A 21,354-nucleotide genomic window follows, 5' to 3' on the forward strand; every position below is an offset into this window, starting at 1 on the left:
CAGGGAGTGTGCCGGATGGAGTGGGCTCTAGGGCAAGGCCCGAAGCGTCGGTCAGGGCCGGCGGCCCGCCAGGACGCAGAACTCGTTCCCCTCGGGGTCGGCGAGCGTGACCCAGCTCTCGTCGCCCGTCTGGCCGACGTCGACGTGCCGAGCGCCCAGGCCGAGCAGGCGACGGACCTCTTCGTCCTGCTCCCTGTCGGTGGGGTTGACGTCGATGTGGAGCCGGTTCTTGACGGTCTTGCCTTCGGGTACGCGGGCGAATGTCAGCGTCGGTGGCACGGGGCCGAGGCGGTTCTTGCCCTCGGGCACCGCGGGGGAGCCGATCGTGACGACTTCATCCACCCCGTCCTCTCCATCCTCTTCGTCCTGCACCTCGTAGCCGAGTACCGAGCACCAGAAATGGGCGAGACCGCCCGGGTCGGCACAGTCGATCGCCAGCTCGGTGAACTTACTGGTCATGTACAAGTCCTCCAGTCCAGTCCAGCCCAGTTAAGTCGATGCCGCCGCGCGCCGGGTGGCGATCGTGACCAGCACCGCCACCGCCGCCAGCGCCGCCACGCTGGTGAGCGCGGCCGGCAGGGAGAACCAGTCGGCCATGAAGCCGATGGCGGGCGGCCCGAGCAGCATGCCGCCGTAGCCCAGCGTGGACGCGGTCGCGACACCACTGGGGCCGCCCAGCGCGCCGGCCCGTTCGACCGCGACCGGGAAGATGTTGGCGAGCCCGAGTCCGGTGATCGCGAAGCCGAACAGCGCCGCCCACACGGAGGGGGCGAGGGAGCCGAGCAGCATGCCGGCCACGGCGGTCGTGCCGCCGGCCACCACCGTGGTCGTCCGGCCGAGGCGCTCCAGCAGCGTCGTGCCGGTGAGCCGGCCGAGGGTCATGGCGAGCGCGAAGCAGGAGTAGCCCGCCGCCGCCATGCCCGGCGACGCGTCGAGGTCCTGCTCCAGGTGCAGGGCGCCCCAGTCGGCCATGGCGCCCTCACCGTACGCCGTGCACAGGGCGATCAGGCCGAAGGTGATGACGAGGCGGCGCGTGCGGCGGTCGAGCCGGCGCGGGGCGCGCTCGGCCCGGTCGGTACGGTCGGGCGGCACGGCGGGTTCGCAGCGCAGCAGGGCGCGGCCCGCGACCAGGGTGACGAGCAGGCCGACCACGGTGAGACCGAGCAGGTGCCGCACCGGCGACAGGGACCCGGCGACGAGCCCGCCGAGCCCGGCGCCGATCATGCCGCCCAGGCTGAACGCCGCGTGGAAACTGGGCATGATCGGGCGCCGCAGCACGGCCACCAGGTCGACGGCGGCGCTGTTGAAGGCGACGTTGATCCCGCCGTACGCGCTGCCGAACACCAGCAGTACGGCGCCGAGCGCGAGCGCGGAGTGGGTGAGCGGGGGCAGGGCGATGCTGAGGCAGAGCAGGACCGCGCAGGCGACGGTGACGGGGTGGCTGCCGTAGCGGCGGACCAGCCGTCCGGTGAGCGTCATGGTGACGACGGCACCCGCCGAGACACCGAGCAGCGCCATCCCCAGGGCGCTGGCGGAGGCGCCGGTCTGCTCCTTGATGGCGGGGATCCGCACGACCCAGCCGGCGAACATGAAGCCGTCGAGCGCGAAGAAGGCGGTCAGGGCGATGCGGAGGCGGGTGAGGTTGTCGCTGGGGCCCGGCACGGCGTTGTGCGAACGGGCTTTGTTTATTTGCGGCACAAAGTCAGGCTAGAGGTGGAGCGAGGGCGGGGCAAGGGCGTACCGGCCGGGCGTCGGGGGCGCGGGGCGGCGCCCCCGGCGTCGCATACGCTCGACACCACCATGAAGAACAACCTCACCCCCCTGGAGCCGAAGGCCGACAAGGCCACCGTCAGACGGCACAACCTCAGCCTGGTCCTGAGAGCCGTGCACGACGCGGGGGAGTCGACCCGGGCCGGTATCGCCACACATGTCGGACTGACGCGTGCGGCGGTGTCGTCCCTGGTCGAGCAGTTGCTGGAGTACGGCTTCGTCTCCGAGTGGGGCAAGACCAGCAGCGGTCAGGCGGGGCGGCCCGGCACCGTCCTGAAGGTGTCCCGGTCCGGCCCGGCGGGCCTCGGCGTCGAGATCAACATCGACTACGTCACCGTGTGCGTCGTCGACCTCGCCGGCACCGACCGGGTCCGGCTCGTGGAGCACTTCGACAACCGCGGGGTCCAGCCCTCCGAGGTACTGGCCCGCGCGGCCCGGCTGGCGGCCCGCGCCATCGGTTCGGCGGCCGAACAGGACCTCGCACCGGCCGGCGTCCACGTCGCGCTGCCGGGCCTGGTGACCGGCGGCACCGTGCGCCAGGCCCCCAACCTGGGGTGGCAACGGGTCGCGGTCGAAGGGCTGTTCGCCCAGGCACTCCTCGCCCTGCGCCCCGCCCGCCGCCCCCTGCCGGTCAGCTCCGACAACGAGGCCAACACCGCCGCCCTCGCCGAACTGTGGTACGGCGCGGGCACCGAGGGCGTGCGCAGCTTCCTGTACCTGACCGGTGAGATCGGCATCGGCGGCGCCCTGGTGCTGGGGGGCGAACTGCTGCGCGGCGCGCACGGTTTCGCCGGGGAGATCGGGCACATGGTCGTCGATCCGAGCGGCCCGCTGTGCCGGTGCGGGGCGCGCGGCTGCCTGGAGCAGTACGCCGGTCAGGCCGCGCTGCTGGGCGCCGCGGGCATCGACGCGGACGCGGGCGTGCAGGGCGTCGCCGAGCTCGAACGCCGTGCCCGGCGGGGCGACCCGGCCGCCCTGTCGGCGATCGGGCGTGCCGGACGGCAGCTGGGCGTCGTGGTGTCGGGCGCGGTGAACCTCTTCGACCCCGACGCGGTGATGCTCGGCGGTGTCTACCGCGAGCTCATGGACTGGCTGGCCCCCGCCGTCGACCGCGAACTCGCGCTCCGCGTCGTCTCGGGGCTGTGGAGCGAGGACGGGAAGCGGCTGCGCGCCTCGTCCTCCCTCGGCGACGCGGCCCGGGGCGCGGCCGGCGTGATCGTCCGCGAGGTGCTGGCCGACCCGGCGGCGTACGCCGAGCGCGAGCAGGGCTGACGCGGGGGGCCGCCCGGCCGGGGCCCCCCGCGGCCCACGTCAGGCGCGGTTCGCGGCGATCATCTCCCGGTACCAGCGATAGCTGTCCTTCGGTGTGCGCTCCTGCGTGTCGTAGTCGACCCGGACGATGCCGAACCGCTTGTCGTAGCCGTACGCCCACTCGAAGTTGTCCAGCAGCGACCACACGTAGTACCCGCGTACGTCCACACCCGCGTCCATCGCCGCCCGCAGCGCGGTGAGGTGGTCGCGCAGGTAGGCGACGCGGTCGGCGTCGTGCACCGTGCCGTCGGCGGCGGGCGCGTCGTCCTCCGCCGAGCCGTTCTCCGTGATGTGGACCGGCGGCAGCGCGTCACCGTACTGCTTCTTCAGCCGGACCAGCAGGTCGGTGAGGGAGTCCGGGACGACCGGCCAGTTCATCGCGGTGTGCCGGACGCCCGGGTGCCGGACCTCCTCGTAGCGGTTGTCGGTCGCCACGCGCCGCGCCGGGTCGCTCTCGCGGTGCGGGGCGTCGGCGACCACGATCGGCCGGTAGTAGTTGACGCCGAGGAAGTCCAGCGGCTGGGAGATCAGTTCCAGGTCGCCGTCCCGCCGGAAGTCCTCCCCGGTGATCAGCTCGCCCCAGGTCTCCTCCTCGGTGGCCGGGTAGCGGCCCGCGAGGATCGGCTCGGTCCACACCAGGTTGTGCTGGGTGTCCGCGCGGACCACGGCCGCCAGGTCGGCGGGGGAGTCGGTGGCCGGCAGGTTGCGGTCCAGATTGAGCGTGATGCCCGCCTCGCGCACCCCGGCCGCCCGCAGCGCCGACAGCGCCAGACCGTGGCCGACCAACAGGTGGTGGGCGGCGGCCAGGGCGCCCCGGCCCTCCTTGGCGCCGGGCGCGTGCCGGCCGATGGAGTAGCCGAGGAAGGAGCTGCACCACGGCTCGTTGAGCGTGATCCAGCGCGGCACCCGGTCGACCAGGTGCTCCGCGACCACGGCCGTGTACTCGGCGAACCGCTCCGCCGTCTCCCGCACCCGCCAGCCACCTCGGTCCTCCAGGGCCTGCGGCAGGTCCCAGTGGTAGAGGGTGGCGGCCGGCTCGATGCCCGCCGCGAGCAGTTCGTCGACCAGGCGGGAGTAGAAGTCCAGACCCTTCGGGTTCACCGCGCCCGAACCCTCCGGCACGATGCGCGGCCAGGCGATCGAGAAGCGGTACGAGTCCACGCCCAGGTCGCGCAGGAGCGCCACGTCCTCCGGGTAGCGGTGGTAGTGGTCGCAGGCCACGTCACCGGTGTCGCCGTTCACCACCAGGCCGGGGGTGTGGCTGTACGTGTCCCAGATCGACGGACCGCGGCCGTCCTCCCGTGCCGCGCCCTCGATCTGGTACGAGGCGGTCGCGGCGCCCAGGACGAAGCCGGGCGGGAAGCTGGGGTAGTCGCTCATGCTGTGCAGCTCATCTCCATGTATACGCGGGTCACTTGACGGATCCGCCGGTGATTCCGGCGGCGATGTACTTCTGGGCGAGGACGAGTAGGATCGCCGCCGGCACCGCGGAGAGCACGGAAGCGGCCATCACCGAGCCCCAGTCGCCGACGTGCGCGCCGATGTACTGGTAGATACCCAGGGTGATGGGCTTGACGTCGTCGGTCGTGTTCAGGGTCAGCGCGAACATGAAGTCGCTCCACGAGAACAGGAACGCGAACAGCCCCGACGTGATCAGTGAGTTGCGGCTCATCGGCAGCACCACCCGCACGAACGTCCGCACCGGCCCGGCACCGTCGATCTGCGCGGCCTCGATCACCTCGCCCGGGATCGACACCATGAAGGAGCGCATCAGCACGATGGAGAACGGGATGCCCAGCGAGGCGTCCGCCAGCATCAGGCCGAAGTAGGAGTTGACCAGGCCCAGGTCGACGTACGAGTTGTAGAGCGCGTTGGCGATGACGATGCCCGGCACCATCTGGGTGATCAGCGTGCCGAACACGATGGTGCGCGAGCCGCGCAGCCCGAACCGGGCCAGCCCGTACGCCGCCGGTGCCGAGATCGCCAGGCAGATGGCGACCGCGCCGAGCGAGACGGCGAGCGAGGTCAGCAGGTGCCCGCCCTGGTCGCTGATGGCCTTGGAGAAGCCGGACAGGTCCAGGCCGCCCGGCACCGGGTCGACCTGGAGCAGCCCCGACTCGGGCTGGAGCGCGGTGTTGAGCATCCAGTACAGCGGGAACAGCATCACGGCGAGGACGAGCACACCGGCGACGGTGGAGCCCCAGCGGCGCCGGGACGCGGTGGGCGTGTGGGTTGCCATCGTCGGTCACTTCCCCTCGGTGCGGTTGGCCCGCAGGTAGAACACCGCGAACACGGCGGAGATCAGGATGAGTACGTTGCCGACGACGGCTCCCGCGCCGAAGTCCAGCTGCACGAAGGAGTTCTGGTACGTCAGCGTGCCGAGCGTCTGGGTGGCGTCGGCGGGCCCGCCGTCGGTGAGGGCGAGGATCAGGTCGAGGATCTTGACCGTCGACATGAAGCCGAGGACGAGCACGACGGTGACGACGGGCTTGAGCAACGGCAGGGTGACGGAGCGGAAGGTCCGCCAGGCCGAGGCGCCGTCCAGCGCGGCCGCCTCGTGCAGTTCCCTCGGGATCTCCTGGAGACCGCCGTACAGGATGACCATGTTGAACGGGATGCCGATCCAGATGTTGACCAGGACGACCGACACCAGGGCCATCTCCGGGCTGGTCAGCCAAGGCGTGCTGCCGCCGATCCCGACGGTTTCCAGGAACGAGTTCAGCACGCCCGTGTCCTGGTCGAGGATGCGGCGCCAGACGATGCCGGACACCACCATGGGCACCAGCCAGGGCAGCAGGATCAGCGAGCGCAGCACCCCGTTCAGCGGGAAGCGGCGGCTGAAGAACACCGCGAGCGCCAGGCCGATGCAGAACTGCCCGAGCAGCGAGCCCGCGGTGAAGACGAGGGTGTGCCACAGCGCCTTGCCGAACAGGGCGTCCTGGAACACGTTGGACCAGTTGTCGGTGCCGTTGAAGGGCGCCGCACCGGTGAAGAAGGTCTTCGGTGTGTAGTGCTGGAAGCTCATCACGACGTTGCGGACGAGCGGGTAGCCGAAGAACAGCAGCATGAAGACGACGGCGGGGGCGACGAACCCCCACTGGGCGAGCCGGCGCCGGCGCCTGAGCCGGGCCGGGTCCGGTGCGGCGGCCGTCGTGGACGCCTCGGCTGGCGTCCGGTCGGTGACGGTGGACGTGGTCATGGGCGCGTACCTCAGTTCCCGCTCGTGGCCCGCTGCTGGGCGCGCTTCAGGGCGGTCTCACTGGACTGGCCGGTCAGGGCGGACTGGAAGGCGCTCTGCAGGGCGAGCGACACGCTCGACCAGCCGGCGCCGAGCTTCGCGGTGCGGGACCGGGCGACGGCCACCTGGTCGGCGAGGGAGTCCAGCTCGGGCACCCGTTCGCGCCAGACGGCGGCGGCCTTCGCGTTGGCCGGGACCATCCAGCTGTTGAGCGCGTAGGTCAGCTGCTCCTTCTCGCTCGCCAAGCACGCGACGATCTTCCCGGCCGTCCTCTCCCGTGCCTCGTCACCGGTGTTGGGCACGGTGAGCACCGCACCGCCGAGCGGGCCCACCGAGTCGTCGCCGGCCTCGGGCACGGGGATCGGCGCGATGCCCCAGTGCAGCGACTTGTCGGTGTTGAGGGTCTCCACCTGCCACGGCCCGTTGATCATCATCGCCGCGTTGCCGGCCATGAACTGGTCGTTGACGTCCGCCTGCGTCCAGTTGACCGTCGACTTCGACAGCGAACCGTCCTTCAGCAGGCCCTTCCAGTAGTCGAGGGCCTCGACGACCCGCGGGCTGTCCAGCTCGGTCTCGTCACCGCCGTTGGACCACATGAACGGCATGAACTGGAAGACGCCGTCCTCCGCGCCGCCCGCGCTGAGCGCCAGCCCGTACTGCTTGCCCTCGGTGAGCTTCTCCGCGCTCTCGCGCAACTGCGCCCAGGTGGTGGGCACCTCGATGCCCGCCTTGTCGAGGACGTCCTTGTTGTAGAAGAGCGCGAGCGTGTTCACGGACCGGGCCGCGCCGTAGTACGTCCCCTCGTACGAGCCGAAGTCGACGATGCCCTTGGGGATGTCCTCGGTGCTCAGTCCGAGGGTCCGCAGGTCGACCAGTCCGCCGGCGTCGGCGAAGGTCGGCATCTCGGACGCGTCGAACTGCACGATGTCCGGCAGCGACTTGGACGATGCCATGCGCAGTGCCTTCGTCATCACCTGCGACGCCGGGACGCTCTGCTGCTCGATGGTGATGCCCAGCCGCTTGCCGCAGCGGGCCATCGCCTCCGCGTCCCAGCGGTGGTACGACTCGTCGGTCGAGGAGTTCATCACGGTGTACACGTCGGCGTCGCGCTGCTGTCCGCAGCCCGTGAGCGCCGCCCCGGCGACCAGTACGGAGACGGCGGCGAACGGGGCGACGGCTCGGTGTGAGCGTCCTCGCCCGCGGCGCGTGGCAGCCGGAGGGTGTGCTGTCAAGGCGAGCGAGGTGAAGCGCTTCGACATGGTGCGGCCCTTGCTGTCGTACCGTCCGGCTTCCTTGCCGGACCGTTTTGTTTGATGTGATGACTAATACGTCAAGGGTGCGCCGTCGCGCTAGAGCAAAGTGGCCTCCGTCTCGCCACTTCATGGGGTGAGTGGACTGTTCTGGTGGGTAATCATGGCTGTTCAACACGGTGAAGCCAGTTCTGGGGACTCTGCGCGAGGGTTTGTTTTGTGTACGATCAAAATGCTGTGAGACGGCCCCCGTGCTCCCATCCGACAGCTCCCGTCCCACCCGAGGAAGATCATGAAGTTCACCGACGGCTTCTGGCTCATCCGCGAGGGCGTGCATCTCTCGTACGCCACTGAAGTGCGCGATGTGCGTCCCGAATCGAAGCGCTTCACCGCCCATGCCGCCGTGAAGAAGGTGACGCGGAGGGGGGACACGCTCAACGCGCCGCTCCTCACGGTCGAGTGCTTCTCTCCCGCCGAGGGCGTCATCGGCGTCCGCGTCACCCACCACGCCGGAAAGCGCCGGCCGGGCCCCGACTTCGCCCTCACGGGCGCTGCGGACGGCGCCGGCGCGGTACGCCAGGACGGCACGGTCACCGAGCTGACCAGCGGCCCGTTGTCCCTGCGCCTGGACCGCGAGGGCCCCTGGGGTCTCACCTTCCACGACGCGGACGGACGCGAGCTGACCCGTGCCGACGCCAAGAGCACCGCGTTCGCCACCACGGGCGACGGCGCGCACCACATGCTGAGCCGGCTCGCGCTCGGCGTCGGTGAGCAGATCTACGGCCTCGGCGAGCGCTTCACCCCGTTCGTGAAGAACGGCCAGGTGGTCGACATGTGGCAGGCCGACGGCGGCACCAGCAGCGAACAGGCCTACAAGAACGTCCCGTTCTACCTCTCCTCACGCGGCTACGGCGTCTTCGTCAACCACCCCGGCGCCGTCTCCTTCGAGGTCGGCTCCGAGTCCGTCGGCCAGGTGCAGTTCAGCGTCGAGGACCAGACGCTGGAGTACTACGTCGTCGCCGGCCCCACCCCGAAGGACGTCCTCACCCGCTACACCGCGCTCACCGGCCGCCCCGCCCTGCCGCCCGCCTGGTCCTTCGGCCTGTGGCTCACCACGTCCTTCACCACCTCCTACGACGAGGAGACGGTGACGAAGTTCGTCGACGGCATGGCCGAGCGCGGCATTCCGCTGTCCGTCTTCCACTTCGACTGCTTCTGGATGCGCGAGTACCAGTGGTGCGACTTCCAGTGGGACCCGGACGTCTTCCCCGACCCGGACGGCATGCTCGCCCGGCTCAAGGCCAAGGGGCTGAAGGTCAGCGCCTGGATCAACCCCTACATCGCCCAGAAGTCCCCCCTCTTCGACGAGGCCGCCGCCCTCGGCCACCTGGTGCGCCGGCCGGACGGCGACGTCTGGCAGTGGGACCTGTGGCAGGCGGGCATGGGGCTGGTCGACTTCACCAGCCCCGCCGCCCGCGACTGGTACGCCGGAAAGCTCAAGCCGCTGCTCGACCAGGGCGTGGACTGCTTCAAGACCGACTTCGGCGAGCGCGTCCCCACCGACGTCGTCTGGCACGACGGCTCCGACCCGGAACGGATGCACAACTACTACACGCACCTGTTCAACCGGACCGTCTTCGAACTCCTCGAGAAGGAGCGCGGACAGGGCGAGGCCGTCCTCTTCGCCCGCTCCGCGACCGCCGGCGGCCAGCAGTACCCCGTCCACTGGGGCGGCGACTGCTGGTCGTCCTTCGAGGCGATGGCCGAGTCGCTCCGGGGCGGCCTGTCCCTGTCCCTGAGCGGCTTCGGCTTCTGGAGCCACGACATCGGCGGCTTCGAGGGCACCCCCGACCCGGCGGTCTTCAAGCGCTGGCTGGCCTTCGGCCTGCTCTCCTCGCACAGCCGGCTGCACGGCTCCTCGTCGTACCGGGTGCCGTGGGAGTTCGGCGAGGAGGCGGTCGACGTCGCCCGGAGCTTCACCCTCCTCAAGCACCGCCTGATGCCCTACCTGTACGGCGTCGCCGCCGAGGCCCACCGCACCGGCGTGCCGATGATGCGGCCGATGGTCCTGGAGTACCCGCACGACCCGGGCTGCCGCCCGCTGGACCGCCAGTACATGCTCGGCCCCGACCTCCTGGTCGCCCCGGTCTTCACCGAGGACGGCGAGGTCGAGGTGTACCTCCCCGAGGGCACCTGGACCCACCTCCTGAGCGGCGAGCGCGTCACCGGCCCCGCCTGGCGCACCGAACGGCACGACTACGACAGCCTGCCGCTGTACGTCCGCGAGGGCGCCGTCCTGCCGCTGGCCTCCGACGATCAACGCCCCGACGGGGACTGGCTCGACACCCCGACCCTGCTGGTCCACCCGCCCGCCGGGCCCGACTACGCGGCCGAGGCCACCGTGCCCGACCTGCTGGGCACGCCCGCCGCGACGTTCCGCGTGCGGCGCGACGGGGACGTACTGCGGGTCACCGCGAGCGGCACCGACCGCCCGTTCACCGTGCGCGTCGCCGGCGGGGCGAGCGCGGAGGGCGCCGGGGAGGTGAGCGTTCCGCTGGGGTGAGGCCCGCCGGCCCGCGCCGTCAGCGGTCGAGGCCGGCCAGCGCCGTCAGCAGCCGGTCCACGTCGTCCGCGCTGCTGTACGGCGCGAGCCCGACCCGTACGCCGCCCTCGTCGCCCAGCCCCAGCCGGCGTGAGGCCTCCACCGCGTAGAAGGAGCCGGCCGGCGCGTCCACCATCCGCTCGGCCAACTGCCGGTAGACATCGGCCGGGCGCAGGCCCGCCACGGTGAACAGCAGGGTCGGCGTGCGCCGCGCGGCCCGCGAGTACACGGTGACCCCGCCGACGTCCGCCAGTCCGCGCTCGATGCGCTCGCGCAGCGCGTCCTCGTGGGCCTCCAGTGCCGCGAAGGAGGCGACCAGCCGGTCCCGGCGGCTGCCCCGCGCGTCCGGCTCCAGGCCCGCGAGGAAGTCCACCGCGGCACGGGCGCCGGCCAGCAGCTCGTACGGCAGCGTCCCCAGCTCGAAGCGCTCGGGGACGGCGTCGCTGGAGGGCAGCAGCTTGTCCGGGCGCAGCGTCTCCAGGAACTCGGGCCGGGCCGCCAGCACCCCCAGGTGCGGGCCCAGGAACTTGTACGGCGAGCACACCAGCGTGTCCGCGCCGAGCGCCGCCGGATCGACGACGGCGTGCGAGGCGTAGTGCACCGCGTCGACGTGGAGCAGCGCGCCGACGCCGTGCACGAGGCGGGCGACGGCCGGCAGGTCGGGCATGGTGCCGATGAGGTTGGACGCGGCCGTCACCGCGACCAGCCGGGTGCGCGGGGAGAGCACCGCCTCGATGTGCTCGGGAAGCAGTTCCCCGGTGGCCGGGTCGAAGTCCGCCCAGCGCACGCTCGCGCCGGCCGCCTCGGCCGCCTGCGTCCAGGGCCGGATGTTGGAGTCGTGGTCGAGGCGGGTGACGACCACCTCGTCGCCCGGCCCCCACGTCTTGGCGAGCGTCCGGGACAGGTCGTAGGCGAGCTGTGTGGCGCTGCGGCCGAGGACGACGCCCCGCGGCTCGGTGCCCAGCAGGTCGGCCAGCGCGCTCCGGGCGTCCGCGACGATGCCGTCCGCGTTGCGCTCGCCCTCGGTCGTCCGGCCCCGGTTGGCCAGCGGGTTGGCCAGCGCCTCGCCGATGGCGTCGATGACGGGCTGCGGGGTCTGGGTGCCGCCCGGCGCGTCGAAGCGGGCGGAGCCGGACTTCAGGGCGGGTATCTGCGCGCGGATCGCGTCGACGTCGAGGGCCATGTGCACTCCAACCGAAGGCGGAAACTCCGCCTCATGATCGCATCAGGTCGCCGATCGGAACAGGCGCGCGTGACGGACGGGCGCGGAGGCGGGGGCGGGGACGGGTACGGGGATACAAGTACGGGCACGGGGGGTACGGGCCGGTACGGGCCAGTACGGGCGGCTCAGGAGTCCGCGGCGTGCGCCGGCCGCTTCTCACGGCCGCCGGGATGACGGTGCCGCCAGATCCAGAAGACCGCACAGGACAGCAGCGCCCACCCGCCCAGCACCAGGAACGGGAACGCGTGCTGGTGGTCCTGGAAGTACACCGCCGTGTGCTGGGCGTTGACCGAGGCCCCCGGTGGCAGCCACTGGCCGATCGCACCCAGCGGGGACGGCAGCAGCGGCCAGGACACCGCGCCGCCGGAGGAGGGATTGCCGAGGAGCACCATCAGGCCCCAGGTCGGCAGCATCGCCCAACGTCCGAACAGGGTGTTGAACATGGTGAACACCATGCCGGACGCGAACATCGTGAGCGCGAGGATCAGCCACGACTCGACGAACGGCAGGTCGAGCGCGTCCAGCAGCCAGTCCACCGTCGCGGCGATGGCGAACCCGCCCAGCAGCGCGTAGGCGGCCGTGAAGAGGATGCGTTCGAAGGGAGTCAGTGAGCGCGCGTGCACGCTCAGCTGGATCGCTCCGACGAAGCCGATGATGACCGCGGCCAGGGAGATGTAGAAGATCGCCAGTCCCCGCGGGTCGCCCTCCTGGAGGGGGTTGATGTCCCGGACGGTGACCTCGACGCCGGTCTTCTGCCCCACGACCGGTGCGGTGTCGGCCAGCACCTGCGCGACGGAGGCGCCCGACGCGCTGGAGAGGTCGAGCACGGCGGTGCGTCCGTCGTCGCGCAGCTCGAAGATCGCGAAGACCTCCTGGTCCTGCATCGCCTCCCGGGCCTCGGCCTCGCTGCCGTAGGGGCGCACCTTGACCGAGGCGTTCAGCGCCTTCTCCAGGCCGTCCAGAAAGGCCTGGCCGCGGGCCTCCTCGTACGAGCCGATCACGGCCGTGGGGATCGAGTGCGGTGTCGGGTCCGCCATCGAGTAGGTGTACGAACCCGCGAAGAGGCCCGCCGCCGCGGCGAGGATCAGTACCAGTACGGTGGCCGGCCAGAACGGCGACTGCCGGAACGTGGACCACCGCTGACCGCGCGTCGGAGGCTGGGCATGGGCGCCGTGGGACATGTGGGCCATGTCCCGGACGCTTCCACAGCCGGGGCGAAAGGGCACCAAGAGCGCCGTCGCCCGGGGGTGCACGGAGCGTGACGGCGACCCTTTGCGGGGCCGCGGAGGTCGCGTGGAACGGGATCAGGCGTGCACCAGCGGGGTGTCCACCAGATGCTCCGCCACGAACCACGCCTGCAGTTCGTTGGTGCGTACGACTTCGGAGACGAGGAGGTCGTTGGTGCCGTCGTCGCCGAGTTCCTGAGTGCGGCCGGCCGCGTCGTGGCAGTCGGCCAGGATCAGCTCGTGCGCCTCCAGGAGCCGGGAGAGCATCGACGGCACCTCCTCCACCCCGTCCGGCGGACGCGGCACGGTGGTGATCTCGGCGACGTGCCGGGGGTCGCCGATCGCGACGCCGCCGAGCGTCTGGACGCGCTCGGCGATGGTGTCGATCAGCTCCAGCTGCTCACCCGCGTGCTTGTCCAGCAGCAGGTGCAGTTGGTAGAACGTCGCCCCGCGCATCAGCCAGTGGTACTTCTTGTACAGGTCGTGCAGGATACGGGTGTCCGCCAGAACCTTGTTGAGCCGCTGACAGGAGTAGAGGCGGGTCTCCATGGTCAGCGCCACGGGGAACTGCTTGACGGTGCCGAACTCCTGGATGGTGCGGCCCTTCTGGTGCAGCCAGGGCTGGCTGCCGTCGGACCGGTGCTCCACGGACGACGACTTCGGGTTGCTCACGCCTGAACTCCTTCGGGAGAGGACTGAAGACCGCGCCGGCGCGGTGCGACCGGCTCCGTCCCCCCGGCGACAGTCGACCAGCCGTGTGCCGAGCCCGCAAACGCTGGGGGGTTGTCCGGACATTCGCCTTCCACTTAGGGTCTGCCGCAGTGCAAGCGCTTTCTAGCGGCGCGCGTGCCTGTCCGTGCGCCGGCGTCCGAGGAGGACCGCATGTCCCCACGCCCCGCCCGCCGCCGGGTCGCCGTGGTCGGTACCGGTGCCATCGTCACCGGCAGCCACCTGCCCGCCCTCGAAGCCCACGCCGACCGCGTGGAACTGGTGGCCGCCGTGGACGTGGACCCGGCCCGGCTCGACGCCTTCCGGGCCGAGGCGGGCGGTGACGTCGCCGGCTACCCGTCGACGGGCGCCATGCTGGACGCCGTACGCCCCGACCTGGTGCTCATCGGTACGCCGCCGGCCCTGCACCGGGAGCAGACGGTCGCCGCGCTCAAGGCCGGCGCCTGGGTGCTGTGCGAGAAGCCGCTGTGCCTCTCGCTCGCCGAGTACGACGACATCGCCGCCGCCGAGGAGGCGTCCGGCGCGTACGCGTCCGTGGTCTTCCAGCACCGGCACGGCTCCGGCGCCGCGCACGCCCGCGACCTGATCGCGAGCGGCGAGCTGGGCACCCCGCTGGTCGCCCACTGCCAGACCACCTGGCACCGCGACGCCGCCTACTACGCGGTGCCGTGGCGCGGACGCTGGTCCACCGAGGGCGGCGGCCCGACCATGGGCCACGGCATCCACCAGTACGACCTGCTGCTGCACCTGCTCGGCCCCTGGGCGGAGGTACGGGCCATGGCGTCGCGCCTGGTCCACGACACCGAGAGCGAGGACGTCTCCACCGCCCTGGTGCGGTTCGAGAACGGCGCCCTCGCCACCGTCGTCAACAGCGTGCTCTCCCCGGACGAGGTGAGCCGCGTCCGCGTCGACTGCGCCGACGCGACCGTGGAGCTGACCCACCTCTACGGGCACCGCAACGACGACTGGACCTACACCCCGGCCCGGCACGTCGCCCCGGAACGGGCCACCGCCTGGCGCACCCCGGCGGCGGACGTGCCCAGTTCCCACACCGCGCAGCTTGGCGCGGTGCTGGACGCCTGGGACGCGGGCGAGCGGCCTCCCGGCAGCGGTCCGGACGCGCGCGCCACGCTGGAGTTCGCCGCCGCCCTGTACAAGGCGGCGTTCACCGGACAGCCGGTCCGCGCGGGCGAGATCGCACCCGGCGACCCCTTCCACTCGGCCATGCACGGCGACCACCCCGACTGGGCACCCAAGGAGCGCGCGTGAGCACCCTGAGCGTCAGCCACACCCATGGCGACCACGTCGCGGTCACCGCGGCGAACGGCACCGAGATCCTCCGCTACGTCTACCGTCCCGATCCCGAGGCCTTCGAGTCCCGCAAGCCCTACGCCCACCCGGTGCGCACCCTCGCCGGACGCGCGGTGACCGGGTACCGCCCCAGCGACCACCGCTGGCACAAGGGCCTGCAGATGACGGCGAGTCACCTCTCCGGCCAGAACTTCTGGGGCGGCAACTGCTACGTCCACGGCGAGGGCTACCTGCCCCTGCCCGAGCGCATCGGCTCGATGCGGCACGACGGCTTCGCCGGCTTCGGGGTCGAGGACGATCGGCTCGCGATCACCGAGAACCTCACCTGGATCGAGAACGGCGGCGCCGAGTGGGCCCGCGAGGAGCGCGGACTGACCGTCCACTCGGTCGACGAGGCGGCGGGTGCCTGGGTCCTGGACTGGTCGATCCGCCTCACCAACACCCGCGCCGAGCCGCTGGCGTTCGGCTCGCCGACCACCGCCGGCCGCGAGATGGCCGGCTACACCGGCCTCCAGTGGCGCGGCCCCCGCGACTTCACCGGCGGCACGGCCTTCGCGCCGGACACCGACGCCGACGCCGCCGGGCTGATGGGCACCCGGGGCCCGTGGCTCGCCTTCACCACCGAGCACGACGACGTCGACGCCCACTCGACGCTCGTCTTCGCGCACGCGCCCGAGAACCTCGACGAGAAGGCCGCGATCCACCCCTCCCACTGGTTCGTGCGCGCCGAGCCGATCCCGTCGGTGGCGTTCTCCTGGGCGTTCTTCGAGGAGTTCGAGCTGCCTCCGGGCGAGTCCTTCGCCTACCGCTACCGCATCGTGGTCGCCGACGGCGCCTGGGACGGCGACCGCGTCGGGACGTACCTGAAGGTGCTGCCGTGGTGAGCGACGCCGAGCCCGTACTTCCGCACCCCCTGCCCGGCGCGGTGGGCCTGTCCCACCTGAGCGCCTACGACTGGGCGGCCGCCGACGGCGTGTGCGGCGGCAGTCCGCATCTGCACCTGGTGTGCACGGAGGCGTACGTCGTCACCGGCGGGCACGGCGCGGTGCAGACGCTGAGTCCCGACGGCTACCGGGACATCCCGCTGGAGCCCGGCTCCCTCGCCTGGTTCACGCCGGGCACCGTGCACCGCATGGTGCAGGGCGGCGACCTGCGCATCACGGTGCTGATGCAGAACAGCGGCCTGCCCGAGGCCGGGGACGCCGTCTTCACCTTCCCGCCCGAGGTACTGGCCGACCCCGGCGCATACGCCGCCGCGGCCACGCTGCCGCCCGGCACCGGGCCGGCGACCGAGGCCGCGGCGCGGCGCCGCAGGGACCTCGCCGTCGAGGGCTACCTCGTCCTGCGCGAGGCCCTCGTCGCCGGCGACGCCGGTCCGTACCGGGAGTTCCAGCGGGCCGCCGCCCACCTGGTGCGCGACAAGGTGCCCGGCTGGCGGGAGCTGTGGCGGGCCGGCGCGCTGGCCACCGCCGAACGCACCGGCGCCCAACTCGACGCGCTCCTCGACGGCGGCCCGGCCTACCTCGCCGACGCCACCGCGTACGAGGCCACGCCCACCCGGCACGGCGGCTACGGCATGTGCGGCCGGCGCGACGAGTACGCCCTGCCGGGGACGACGCTGCCGTACCGGGGGGAGTAGCGGCACACGGGCCCCCAGCTGCCCCCGCCATTCTGAGTTCTGCGGCACCTGGGGACCAGTTGGGCAGGCGGCCCGGGCGGACGCGGCGGCTCCCTGGGCGTCCGAGCCGCGATGACGCCCGATCGCCGGCGCTAGGTTGGTGGGATGAGCGATCAACGGAACGTAGGGGCGGCTTGGAGGTGCCTCACTGCCTGGCTGAAGGTGAACGCGCCGGTCTCATACGCATCGCTTCCCCGTTGGACGCGCTGCGGCCCCGGTTGCCCGACCATACCGGCACCGACTGGTGGGGTGGTGCCCCGGTGGTGCCGTGGCTGACCGGCGATGAGGCAGGGCCCGAGTCCGGGCACTGGGCGGGAGACATCGGCGTGGGCCGGTGGTCCTTGGACAGCTTGATCGGCGTCGGGCAGAAGGCCGCGTACCCGTCGATCGCCGCCTACCTGGAGGCGGTGTACCGCACGCTGACCGATGGTCCGGCCGATGCTATGGGCCCGAATGTGCCAGGCGTGGTGTGGGGTTGCCTGATATGGGAGAACTACGAGGCGCCGCTGCTGGACGAAGCGTTGCCCCACTGGACACTCATCCACTGATTCTGCCGCTGAATCCCGGCGGACCCGGGGGCCGGCCGCCTGCCGCGTTGGCGAGGCCCCCGGGCGTCATAGCGGGTCCGCACACGGTGAGTTGTCGCGCCACTCACGCTGGAATGCCTCGTCACTCGGGAAAAGTGAAGCCCAGTTCGCGCAGGCGGGGCAGGCAGGCATCGAGGCACTGCTCCACCGACGCAGCATCGGTACGCACGCGTCACCGCGCAGATGCCCCGCCCGGCAGGAGGTCGGGGTGCCGCCGTAGGGCGGACGCTCATCGTCGTACAGGCGCCGCTTGCCGTCACCGCCCTTTCGTGCGTACGCCTGAAGGCATTCCCCGCCGTTGCTGACTCCAGTCGCTCCAGGCAATACAGTGCGGCGCCCTCGGCGTTCTTCAGCTTCAGGTCTAACTGTGTGCCTGGATGCTGCTGCCGCTGGAGTTCCTGGCTCCGGGGCCACTGGCGTTGGCGCTCACGGCCGTGGACGTGCGGTGCGCACAGGGGAGTTGAGCGGCAGGGAGGCCGGAGTGGCGGACGTTCACGTCCCGATCTCCCGCCGGGCAGAAGAGTTAATGGGTCATTAGGGCGATGGATGTGTGAAGGGATGGTCGAAATGCGCATCATCTTGACATGAACCTGCGGCCCGAGGGGCGGGTCGCAGCCTCATGGAGGTGTGGAATGCACCGCAGACTCGCCACCGGACTCACCACCTCGGCCCTGGCCGTGACCGCCGTCCTCGGCACCGCCGCGACCGCCGAAGCCGCTCCCGCCGACAAACCGCGGGTACTCGCGAGCTGGACCCAGACCAGCGCGTCGAGCTACAACGCCTGGACCGCCGCGCGGGCGAACCAGTCCGCCTGGGCCGCCTACGGGTTCGACTGGACCACCGACTACTGCTCCTCCTCGCCGGACAACCCGTTCGGCTTCCCGTTCAGCACCTCCTGCGCACGCCACGACTTCGGCTACCGCAACTACAAGGACGCCGGGTCCTTCAGCGCCAACAAGTCCCGCCTCGACAGCGCCTTCTACGAGGACCTCAAGCGAGTCTGCGCCCGCTACAGCGGTGCCACCAAGACCGCCTGCAACAGCACGGCGTGGACGTACTACCAGGCCGTGAGGGCCTTCGGTTGACGGCCCGCTCGGCGGCCCCCTACCCGGGCGCGGAGGACGACACCGGCGCCGCCGAGCAGACCGACCGCACGCCCGGTACCGGAGTGGCCGCCGCTGCCGCGAGGGCGGCGGCCGCGCTGGCGATGCCCAGGACGGCGCCCGCGGCCACGTCGCCGGGATAGTGCACGCCGACGTGGACCCGGGCGTAGCCGACGGCGCTCGCCAGCGCGCCGAGCGGGACGGCGGCCGCGGGCAGGAGCACGCCGACCGCCGTGGCGAACGCGACCGCCGAGGCCGTGTGACCGGACGGGAACGACGCCGACGCGGGCATCGGCACATGCCGGTCCACCGTGACCCGCGCCGCCTCCCGGTCGGGCCGCGCCCTGCGCACCAGCCGCTTGCCCAGCACGTTCGCCGAGGCCGAGGCCACGGCGACCGCCCCCACCCCGACGAGGGCCGCCCGGCGCGGCCGCGCACCGCCCATGGCGAGCACGGCGGCGATCCCGAGGGAGACCTTCGAGTGGTCGGCGGCGTGGGACAGCCGGCGCAGCGCCCGGTCGAGCGCGGGCGTGGACGTGGCGGCCACCGCCGCGTACAGGGCGCCGTCCACGGCACGGAGATCACCGAGTACGGCGGTGAGGGCCCGCCTGCGCGGACGCGCCGGGCCCGGATCCGGCGCGAGCGGCCCGCTGGTGTCCCCGTCGGCGTTGGTCGGTTCGGTCATGGGCTCCTGCTCCGCGGGGCGATGAGGCCGGGGTGACGCCCGGGGCGCGGGGAACGCCGTGAGCCCGTCGGCGCACCGCGCGTGATCCGTCGCCGCACCAGCCTGGACCGCCGCCGGGGCCACCGCGCGCCGGTGGGGCCCGTCCGGGGGACGGCGCGGGCGCCCCCCGGACGGGCCCCCGGCCATTCGCGCGGCGCCCCCGGCCACTCGCGCGGACGCCTCACGGCCACTCGTCCGGAGGGCGCCGCCCGGCCCGTCCTGCCCGCGAGGGTGTGACCAGTGAGCCGTCGGACACGCGCGTTAGCCGTCAGACACGCGCGTGAGCCGCCGGCCGGCCCGTGAGGGGTCGGCCGGCGGCTCGGCGGCGTCGCGGTGGGTCAGCCCGCGGCGCGGAAGGACCGCAGGCGCAGGGAGTTGCCGACGACGAAGACCGAGGAGAAGGCCATGGCCGCGCCGGCGATCATCGGGTTGAGCAGTCCGGCGGCGGCGAGCGGCAGGGCGGCGATGTTGTAGGCGAAGGCCCAGAACAGGTTGGACTTGATGGTGCCCAGCGTCTTGCGGGCCAGCCGGATGGCATCGGCGGCGGCGCGCAGATCGCCGCGGACGAGGGTGAGGTCGCCGGCCTCGATGGCGGCGTCGGTGCCGGTGCCCATGGCCAGCCCCAGGTCGGCCTGGGCGAGCGCCGCGGCGTCGTTGACGCCGTCACCGACCATCGCCACCGAACGGCCCTCGCCCTGGAGGCGCTTGACCACGTCGACCTTGTCCTCGGGCATGACCTCGGCGATGACGTGCTCGGGGTCGATGCCGACCTCGCGGGCGACGGAGGCGGCCACGGCCCGGTTGTCACCGGTCAGCAGCACCGGGGTCAGACCCAGGGCGCGCAGCCGGGCGATCGCCTCGGGGCTCGTCTCCTTCACCGCGTCGGCGACCTCCAGGACCGCCCGCGCCTCGCCGTCCCAGGCGACGGCGATCGCGGTCCGGCCGGCCGTCTCCGCCTCGGCCTTGGCCCGGGCCAGGTCCTCCGGAAGGGCCATGGCCCACTCGGCGAGCAGCTGCTCCCGGCCGACGAGGACGGCATGGCCGTCGACGATGCCCTGCACGCCGAGCCCCGGGACGCCTGCGAAGTCCTCGGGGGCGGGCAGCGCGCCCAGCTTCGCCAGGGCCCCGTCCGCGACGGCCCGGGCGATCGGGTGCTCCGACGCGTGCTCCAACGCACCGGCCAGCCGGAGCACTTCGTCCTCCCGCGCGCCGTCGCCGGTGTGGATGGCGAGCAGGGTCATGCGGCCGGTGGTGACGGTGCCGGTCTTGTCCAGGACGATGGTGTCGACCTTGCGGGTGGACTCCAGGACCTCGGGGCCCTTGATGAGGATGCCGAGCTGGGCGCCGCGCCCGGTGCCGACCATCAGCGCGGTCGGGGTGGCGAGGCCCAGGGCGCAGGGGCAGGCGATGATCAGTACGGCGACGGCGGCCGTGAACGCGGCGGTCAGTCCGGAGCCGTTGCCGACCCAGAAACCGAGGGTGGCCAGCGCCAGCGCGATGACGACCGGGACGAAGACCCCGGAGATGCGGTCGGCGAGCCGCTGCGCCTGGGCCTTGCCGTTCTGCGCGTCCTCGACCAGCTTCGCCATCCGGGCCAGCTGGGTGTCCGCGCCGACCCGCGTCGCCTCGACCACCAGACGGCCGCCCGCGTTCAGGGTGGCGCCGGTGACCGGGTCGCCCACGCCGACCTCGACGGGCACCGACTCGCCGGTGAGCATGGAGGCGTCGACCGCGGAGGTGCCTTCCACGACCGTGCCGTCGGTGGCGATCTTCTCGCCGGGGCGGACCAGGAAGCGGTCGCCCACCGCCAGCTCCGCCGTGGGAATCGTCCGTTCACCGCCGTCCGGGTCCAGTACGGCGACGTCCTTGGCGCCCAGTTCCAGCAGGGCCTTCAGCGCGGCGCCGGCCTTGCGCTTGGAGCGGGCCTCGAAGTAGCGGCCGGCGAGGATGAAGGCGGTCACCCCGGCGGCGGCCTCCAGATAGATGTTCCCGGCGCCGTCGGTGCGGGCGATGGTCAGCTCGAACGGGTGGGTCATGCCGGGAGTGCCCGCGGTGCCGAAGAACAGCGCCCACAGCGACCACAGGAACGCCGCCGACGTGCCGACCGAGATCAGCGTGTCCATGGTGGCCGCGCCATGCCGGGCGTTGGTGAAGGCGGCCTTGTGGAAGGGCCAGGCGGCGTAGGTCACCACGGGCGCCGCCAGGGTCAGCGACAGCCACTGCCAGTACTCGAACTGCAACGCCGGCACCATCGCCATCGCGATGACCGGGACGGCCAGCACCACCGCGGTGACCAGCCGCTCCCGCAAGGGCCGCAGTTCGTCGGCGGGCTCGGCGCTCTCCGTGCCGGGCGCGGGCTCGGCACGCGCCGGTTCCGGCTCGCGGGCGGTGTACCCGGTCGCCTCGACCGTGGCGATCAGCTCCGGGACGGACACGTCACCGGCGTAGTGCACCTTCGCCTTCTCCGTCGCGTAGTTGACGGTGGCGGTGACCCCGTCCATCCGGTTGAGCTTCTTCTCGATCCGGGCGGCGCACGAGGCGCAGGTCATGCCGCCGATGGTGAGTTCCACCTCGGCCGGTGCGCTGGTCGTACTCGTGGTCAT

18 protein-coding genes are annotated in these 21,354 nt (G+C 72.2%); 7 read left to right on the forward strand and 11 right to left on the reverse strand.

Annotated elements, in window-relative coordinates; genetic code table 11:
- Positions 1-51: 51 nt before the first annotated feature.
- Positions 52-459 (reverse strand): VOC family protein, encoded by a 408-nt coding sequence (locus tag RI578_RS34325; RefSeq protein WP_310874692.1) that lies wholly within the window; start codon positions 457-459, stop codon positions 52-54.
- 30 nt (positions 460-489) lie between these two features.
- Positions 490-1,662, reverse strand: coding sequence for an MFS transporter (locus tag RI578_RS34330; protein ID WP_310874693.1), 1,173 nt, complete (start codon positions 1,660-1,662; stop codon positions 490-492).
- Between the two features lie 138 nt (positions 1,663-1,800).
- Between RI578_RS34330 and RI578_RS34335 the strand changes: the two genes are divergently transcribed.
- Positions 1,801-3,042 (forward strand): ROK family protein, encoded by a 1,242-nt coding sequence (locus tag RI578_RS34335; protein ID WP_310874694.1) that lies wholly within the window; start codon positions 1,801-1,803, stop codon positions 3,040-3,042.
- 39 nt (positions 3,043-3,081) lie between these two features.
- Here RI578_RS34335 and RI578_RS34340 read toward each other — a convergent pair whose 3' ends face one another.
- The 4 genes from RI578_RS34340 to RI578_RS34355 are packed head-to-tail and all read right to left on the reverse strand — an operon-like array spanning position 3,082 to position 7,578.
- A complete protein-coding gene (locus tag RI578_RS34340) occupies positions 3,082-4,461 on the reverse strand; it encodes a GH1 family beta-glucosidase (RefSeq protein WP_310874695.1) in 1,380 nt (459 codons plus the stop codon).
- A 31-nt stretch (positions 4,462-4,492) separates the two neighbouring features.
- A complete protein-coding gene (locus tag RI578_RS34345) occupies positions 4,493-5,320 on the reverse strand; it encodes a carbohydrate ABC transporter permease (RefSeq protein WP_310874696.1) in 828 nt (275 codons plus the stop codon).
- Positions 5,321-5,326: 6 nt separating this feature from the next.
- Entirely contained in the window at positions 5,327-6,280 is a 954-nt protein-coding gene (locus RI578_RS34350) for a sugar ABC transporter permease (protein ID WP_310874697.1), read from the reverse strand.
- Between the two features lie 11 nt (positions 6,281-6,291).
- Positions 6,292-7,578, reverse strand: coding sequence for a sugar ABC transporter substrate-binding protein (locus RI578_RS34355; protein ID WP_310874698.1), 1,287 nt, complete (start codon positions 7,576-7,578; stop codon positions 6,292-6,294).
- Between the two features lie 283 nt (positions 7,579-7,861).
- Between RI578_RS34355 and yicI the strand changes: the two genes are divergently transcribed.
- A complete protein-coding gene (gene yicI / locus RI578_RS34360) occupies positions 7,862-10,132 on the forward strand; it encodes an alpha-xylosidase (RefSeq protein ID WP_310874699.1) in 2,271 nt (756 codons plus the stop codon).
- A gap of 19 nt (positions 10,133-10,151) precedes the next feature.
- Here the strand turns inward: yicI and RI578_RS34365 are convergent, their stop codons facing one another.
- From RI578_RS34365 to RI578_RS34375, 3 genes are all read right to left on the reverse strand, one after another.
- Positions 10,152-11,354, reverse strand: coding sequence for a cysteine desulfurase-like protein (locus RI578_RS34365; RefSeq protein WP_310874700.1), 1,203 nt, complete (start codon positions 11,352-11,354; stop codon positions 10,152-10,154).
- A gap of 164 nt (positions 11,355-11,518) precedes the next feature.
- Positions 11,519-12,583 carry an ABC transporter permease gene (locus RI578_RS34370; RefSeq protein ID WP_310874701.1) on the reverse strand — a complete coding sequence of 355 codons (1,065 nt, stop codon included), beginning with the start codon at positions 12,581-12,583 and terminating at the stop codon, positions 11,519-11,521.
- 114 nt (positions 12,584-12,697) lie between these two features.
- A complete protein-coding gene (locus RI578_RS34375; RefSeq protein WP_121750497.1) occupies positions 12,698-13,291 on the reverse strand; it encodes a Dps family protein in 594 nt (197 codons plus the stop codon).
- Between the two features lie 210 nt (positions 13,292-13,501).
- Here RI578_RS34375 and RI578_RS34380 point away from each other — a divergent pair, with 210 nt between their 5' ends.
- The 5 genes from RI578_RS34380 (at position 13,502) to RI578_RS34400 (ending at position 18,009) form a co-directional block, all read left to right on the forward strand.
- Positions 13,502-14,617: a Gfo/Idh/MocA family oxidoreductase gene (locus RI578_RS34380; RefSeq protein WP_310874702.1), complete on the forward strand. Its 1,116-nt coding sequence runs from the start codon at positions 13,502-13,504 to the stop codon at positions 14,615-14,617.
- On the forward strand, positions 14,614-15,543 hold the full coding sequence (locus RI578_RS34385; RefSeq protein ID WP_310874703.1) for a PmoA family protein: 930 nt from the start codon (positions 14,614-14,616) through the stop codon (positions 15,541-15,543). Before RI578_RS34380 ends, RI578_RS34385 begins: the two co-directional genes overlap by 4 nt.
- On the forward strand, positions 15,537-16,298 hold the full coding sequence (locus tag RI578_RS34390) for a cupin (protein WP_310874704.1): 762 nt from the start codon (positions 15,537-15,539) through the stop codon (positions 16,296-16,298). Before RI578_RS34385 ends, RI578_RS34390 begins: the two co-directional genes overlap by 7 nt.
- A 236-nt stretch (positions 16,299-16,534) precedes the next feature.
- Positions 16,535-16,885 (forward strand): hypothetical protein, encoded by a 351-nt coding sequence (locus tag RI578_RS34395; protein ID WP_310874705.1) that lies wholly within the window; start codon positions 16,535-16,537, stop codon positions 16,883-16,885.
- A 671-nt stretch (positions 16,886-17,556) separates the two neighbouring features.
- Positions 17,557-18,009, forward strand: coding sequence for a phospholipase (locus tag RI578_RS34400; protein WP_310874706.1), 453 nt, complete (start codon positions 17,557-17,559; stop codon positions 18,007-18,009).
- 19 nt (positions 18,010-18,028) lie between these two features.
- Here the strand turns inward: RI578_RS34400 and RI578_RS34405 are convergent, their stop codons facing one another.
- The gene (locus RI578_RS34405; RefSeq protein ID WP_310874707.1) at positions 18,029-18,712 is read right to left on the reverse strand and encodes a phosphatase PAP2 family protein; all 684 of its coding nucleotides are present in this window, start codon (positions 18,710-18,712) and stop codon (positions 18,029-18,031) included.
- Between the two features lie 377 nt (positions 18,713-19,089).
- On the reverse strand, positions 19,090-21,354 hold the full coding sequence (locus RI578_RS34410) for a heavy metal translocating P-type ATPase (protein WP_310874708.1): 2,265 nt from the start codon (positions 21,352-21,354) through the stop codon (positions 19,090-19,092).

The organism is Streptomyces sp. BB1-1-1, assembly GCF_031597775.1.
Classification (GTDB): domain Bacteria; phylum Actinomycetota; class Actinomycetes; order Streptomycetales; family Streptomycetaceae; genus Streptomyces; species Streptomyces thinghirensis.